The sequence below is a fragment of the Streptomyces sp. AK02-01A genome (assembly GCF_033795305.1).
Taxonomy (GTDB): Bacteria; Actinomycetota; Actinomycetes; order Streptomycetales; family Streptomycetaceae; genus Streptomyces.
Genome location: NZ_JARBAE010000098.1, coordinates 1 through 5626 on the forward strand (window position 1 = coordinate 1; position 5626 = coordinate 5626).

5 protein-coding genes are annotated in these 5626 nt (G+C 69.4%); all 5 read left to right on the forward strand.

Annotated elements, in window-relative coordinates:
* Positions 1–130: 130 nt before the first annotated feature.
* On the forward strand, positions 131–922 hold the full coding sequence (locus PV679_RS35710; RefSeq protein WP_319685450.1) for a hypothetical protein: 792 nt from the start codon (positions 131–133) through the stop codon (positions 920–922).
* Between the two features lie 68 nt (positions 923–990).
* On the forward strand, positions 991–1842 hold the full coding sequence (locus PV679_RS35715) for a hypothetical protein (RefSeq protein ID WP_319685451.1): 852 nt from the start codon (positions 991–993) through the stop codon (positions 1840–1842).
* Positions 1843–2873: 1031 nt separating this feature from the next.
* Positions 2874–3812, forward strand: a complete 939-nt coding sequence (locus PV679_RS35720; protein ID WP_319685454.1) for a hypothetical protein — start codon at positions 2874–2876, stop codon at positions 3810–3812.
* A gap of 65 nt (positions 3813–3877) precedes the next feature.
* The gene (locus PV679_RS35725) at positions 3878–5074 is read left to right on the forward strand and encodes a DNA cytosine methyltransferase (protein WP_416069877.1); all 1197 of its coding nucleotides are present in this window, start codon (positions 3878–3880) and stop codon (positions 5072–5074) included.
* Positions 5074–5626 (forward strand): DnaB-like helicase N-terminal domain-containing protein (locus tag PV679_RS35730; protein WP_319685453.1); only part of this gene is annotated, 553 nt, incomplete at its 3' end. The genes PV679_RS35725 and PV679_RS35730, both read left to right, overlap by 1 nt.

The following is a 5626-nucleotide window of genomic DNA, read 5'->3' on the forward strand; positions in this document are numbered from 1 at the left end:
TTTTTTAAATACCAGCCCCCATCGTTCCCGCCCCCGCGCAGGCGGCCTTGCGATCCGTATCAACCCAATCACCCTGGTTCAGTCAGGACTTCACAACTCCCATGGCCTTCACCGATCACCACCCCGTCCAATGACTTCCCGGTCGGAATCGGCCCCCGGATCCCGGCCGCGCCGGCACAACTGGGCGCTGGCGCAAGGACCGATCCACGCCCTCGGAGAGTCCAAGAACCTCGGGACGTGGGCACAGGACCCTCGGTGCCGGGTCTCGAAGGCGACCCTCCGTGGGCGGCTGGCTCTCGGCTGGGAGGCCGAGGACGCGATCACTCGCGGCACGGGCGAGGAACCCCCGTTGCGGTTCGCCCATTTCGGACGTGCTCTGAGCCTCCGCGGCTGGGCCGAGCAGAGCGGCATCGGCTATCAGACGCTCTACACCCGGGTCTTCACGGACGGAACGAGGTTCAGGGACGCGCTGCTCCAAGGACCAGATGACCCAGGCTACGGCGTACCCGTCACCGCGTTCGGCGAGACAAAGCCCCTGCACCTGTGGGCTCTCGACCCTCGGGCGAACTGCACGGCCGCCCGGCTCCACTGGCGCGTGAACGCCGGCTGGCCCCCGGAACTGGCCATCACCGCAAAGCCTCAGTCCCCGCAGGAGCCCAAAACCCGCCCGGTTGCCGCCAGGCAGGCACCCGAGTCAGTCACCCTGGACGTCACCGCTGATCACCTGCAGCCCGGCGACAGCGTCCTCGCCGTCGGCCAGGACCCGGCTTCCGGCACGCCCGTCCTGAACGTGCGCCGCCCCTCCAGCCCACCCGCCCCCGCCATGCGGAAGCCATCCGTGCCCGCCACGCCGACCGAGGCCCAGACTGCCGCGCCACCCCCGGCGCCGGCCACACCACAGGACGGCGCCCCGCGTCGCTGACGCACACCCCGAGCAGGGCCGCACGTCACGCCGCCGCCAACCGCTCCCCGCAAGAAAGACCCGCCCCCATGTCCAACCGCACCTCCTCCTCCCTGCCCGACCGCTTGCTGATCCTCGCCGCGCAGTTCACCCGCCACAACGACACCCTCGCCCACCTGGCCCTCGTCACACCCGAGACAGCAGCCGCCCTGCCGGCCCACATCGCCTCCGCACAGAGGCTCGCCCGCGCGACGGTCGAGACGGTCGACGGCATCACAGGCCAGCGCCTCGAACGCACTCCGGACGTCAACGATGTCCTCATCCGGCTCCGGCAGATCGCCTTTCTGACCAACGCCGCGGTCGACCACTTCATCGATGCCGAGGACATCCTGACCACCGCGGGCGACGTGGCATCCGAGAGCCCCGACGTCTACGACCAGTACCACCGGCGCGACGTGCTGCTGGACGCCGGCCGACAACTCCACGTGGCTCGCGACCTGACGGCCCTCGCCCCGGAATCATCCGCCCAGGCCGCAGAGACGCTCACCCTCGCCGCGCACCGCCAGCACCTCGACGCCCCCACACTCCCGGGTCCGGAGATCACGCTTTCACGCGCCCAGGACAGCGCCCTGCGGGCGATCGCCCGCGGACAGGTCCAGATCTACGAAGCGGCAGGCCGACAGCGCGTCACCAGCCATGACGAGCGCCTGCTCCTCACCACGCTCCGGTCCCTGGAGTCCAAGCAGCTCATCCAGTACAACCTCCGCCCGGACCTCTACGACCGGCACCGCGTGCGCCTGACCGCCACCGGCCGCCAGACGCTCATCGCGAACTACGGGCGCCCCCAGAAGTCGGCCCTGACGACCAAGGCTGTTCCGAAGGCCGCTTACTCCACCGCCTCAAGCCCCGCAACGCGCCCAGCCGCGCCAAGGACACGCTGACCGCGGCCGGCTCAACACCCGGCGTACGCGCCGACCTCGTAATCCCCACCCCCGACGCCATCACATTCACCCTCGTGCCACGCCCACGGCAGCCCGGCCACCACGCCGGTACAAGGATGCACCCGTCGGGCTCGACGCACAGGAGCCACTCCATCACCCGGTCTCTGGAGGCCCGCGGCCTCGTGCACCGCGAGCCGTGCACGCTCGTCCTCCACGACGAACGCGTCCACCTCACCGCTGAAGGGGGCTGCGGCCTGGCCGCCATCTTCGGCCGGGTAAAACCGCCCGCGCTCATCGCTGCCCGCCCTGCAGGCCGCCCGGCCGCAACCGCCGCGCCCCGGTAGCCCACATCCCCCACGGAGACACAACGCCTTCCGATACTCCGACAGCACACGATGTCGCCCGCGCCCTCGCCGACCAGATCCACCCCAACGCGGCCCCACGCGACGTGATCGTCAGCTTCAGCGTTCGCCGACAGGCGGCAGCCGACTTCGGCCACCGCTCCCGAAGCGGACCCGTCACAGTCTTCGCACAAGCACTGCACGCCCACCTCTTCGGCCTCCCCGGAGACGACGACCCGCTGCCCGCCGCACTCGATGCGCTTCTGCAGGCCACACACACCGCCACGAGCCCCGAGCAGAAGACCGCGGTCCTGCGGCAGCTCGCCGACCAGCTGCGCAACGCCACCGAAATCATCCAGCGCTACCAGTACCAAGCCCAATGGGACCAGCTCCCCAAGGACGTCGCCGAACAGCTCAGGCACGCCCACGACCAGGCCAAGCAGGTCGCCGAGACCGTCGACCACGTCGCCCCCGCCTTCAGCACCCGCCGGCCGCGAAGACCGCTCCCGGCCCGCAAGGACGACACACCCACGGCCCGAGCGCCGCCACGCCCGCTCCAACTCCGATCCCACCGGCCGGACATCGCCGCTGACATCCGGCGACAGCACCTCCGCCGGGAAGCTACCGAATACCCCTACGCGCCAGCCTCATTGAGGGCGCAGCATCCATACCCCACCCCCAGGACAGGCCATTTCAGATCAGCCCCGATTCCGCGCCCTCTCCCTTGGCGCGGGAGTTCAGTCCAGCACCCTCCTCGCCCTTTCGGCCGAGGGCATTCTTCCGACGGTCGATTACGCGATTTTCGCCGACACCGGCTGGGAGCCCCGCACCGTATACGCCCACCTCGACAGGCTCGAAAAAGAGATCGCCACACCCGCCGGAATACCCGTCCTGCGGGTCAGCTCCGGAAACATCCGCAACGACGCGCTCGACCCCGGTCACCGGTTCGCCTCCATGCCCCTCTACATCCTGAACAAGGACGGAAAGCCTGGCATGACCCGACGCCAATGCACCGGCGAATATAAAATAAAACCAATAAAAAGGAAGGTTCGCGAAATCCTCGGATACCCCTACCCGCAGCGCATCCCCAAGGGAGTACATGTTGAGCAGTGGGTCGGAATTTCCACGGACGAATTTCATCGCGCCAAAGACGCCGACGTCCGCTACATGAGAAACGTCCACCCGCTCATTGACATGGGATGGTCGCGCGGCGACTGCACCCGATACCTGAAGTCACTCGGTCTCGGCGACACTCCGAAATCATCATGCCTCGGCTGCCCTTTCCACGGAAACGCGCAGTGGCGGCACATTCGTGACACGAGCCCCAGCGAGTGGCAGGACGTCGTGCAATTCGATGCGGCGATCCGGCAGGGCAACGCCCGCGCCAACGCGACCGGTAACAAATTGCTCGGCCAGGCGTTTCTCCACCGCTCCCGCGTACCGCTGGGCCAGGCGCCGATCGACCGCGTCACCGCCGCCGAACGGGCGGCGCCGCAGCAGGAGTTCAGCACCGGTCCGGCCGTCGAGGATCTGGAGCAGGGCGTTGTCGACGGATGCTCACCGTGGGCCTGCCGGGGCGCCGAAGCGGAAGCGGAGGCGGCGCGGAATGATTTCGGTCTGACCGCGTGAACCGCTTCATAATTGACCTTTTTGCCGGACCGGGGGGCTGGAGCCATGCCCTGACCGTGCTCGGCATGAGGGATGTCGGCCTGGAATGGGACACCTGGGCCTGCAGGACACGCGCTGCGGCTGGGCAGTTGACCATCCGGACGGACGTCGCCCGGTACCCGGCACGAGTCTTTGCCGGGCGGACGCTGGGGCTGATCGCATCGCCCCCATGCCAGGCGTGGTCCAGGGCCGGGAAGCAACTCGGGCTGATCGACCAGCCCCTGGTCCATCAGGCCGTCGCCGACCTCGCCGACGGGCGCGATACCCGCGAGGCGCTGCTCATCTCGTGCCGCGACGCGCGGTCCCTGCTGGCCGCGGAACCCATGCGCTACCTGCACGCCCTCAACGCGGTCGGGGAGCCGGAATGGGTGCTCATGGAGGAGGTCCCCGACGTCCTGCCGCTGTGGCGGCAGTACGCGGCGATCCTGCGGAGCTGGGGATTCTCCGTGTGGGCGGGCGTCTTGAACGCGGCCGACTACGGCGTTCCGCAGACACGCAGGCGGGCGATCCTGATCGCCTCCCGCACTCGTACCGCCGTACCGCCGGAACCGACACACGCACGGCTCCCGGAACCGGAGACACTGTTCGGGCCAGGCCGTGAGCGGTGGAGGTCGATGGCACAAGCACTCGGCTGGGGCGCCACCGACCGGCCGGTGCCGACAGTGTGCGCCGGCGGCGGGCCCGGAGGCGGACCCGAGCCTTTCCCCTCCGGCTCCCGCAAAGCCCTCACCGACGCACGCGACCGCGGCACCTGGAAACACCACACCCTCCGGCCCCATCACCTCCCCGCCACCGCCCCGGAGAGGCCGGCGAAGACACCCACCCCCGTGAGCCACCAGGCCGGCACGCCCGGCGCCCACCCGGAAAGTCGCCGCTGGACGTGGTCGCTGCGCACCAACAACCAGACCAACGCAACCATCCGTTCCCTGGACGAGCCGGCGGGGACGCTGTTCTTCGGCCATCGCTCCAACGAATGCCTCTGGCTCGCCGAACCCGTCGGCCACGAAGACCGTGAAGGGACGACGGCGCCGGAATCAATCCGGATCACCGCCCAGGAAGCGGGAATCCTGCAGACCTTTCCCGCCGACTACCCCTGGCAGGGCAACAAGGGGCAGGCGTTCTCTCAGATCGGCAACGCCGTGCCTCCCAGGCTCGCCGCTCATCTGCTGGCCCCGCATCTGGGCAAGACACTCCACCGCGACGACTTCGCCCTGGCCGCCTGATGCCCCCCACCGCCGATCCACATCGCAACGACCTGGACGACACAGCGGCACCGCAACCGGTGGACTACGCCGTGCGCGCTCTCCTCGGAGCGCTCCTGCGTGACCCACCACAACTCAAGAACGTCAGCTCTCTTGACCCCGCCCACCTCGGCGACTCCACCCACCGCTCCCTGCTCACAGCGATGCGCACCCTCCCGCTGCCCGATCCCCACATACACGCTAGGGAGCCGGTCTGGCTGAACGCGGTGCTCGCCGCGGCCCGGCCGGAAGCCGTCGGCCTGACTGGTTCCTATCTGCACCAGCTGGTCGAGGCGTGTCCCCGGTCCGAGCACGCGGCGGCATACGCGCACATCATCCTGGCCGATCACGCCCGCCGGACGCTGCGCGCCCACGCCGAACAGCTCGGCCACGCGGCCACCGACATCATGCTGCCGGACCCGGCCGCCGCCACCCTCGCCCAAGCCGACACCCTTGTCCGGTTTCTGGACGGCCTCGCAGGCCGCTTCCCCTCACACGCCGGTTCCCTGCCCCGCACACCACCGCCCCCAGCCC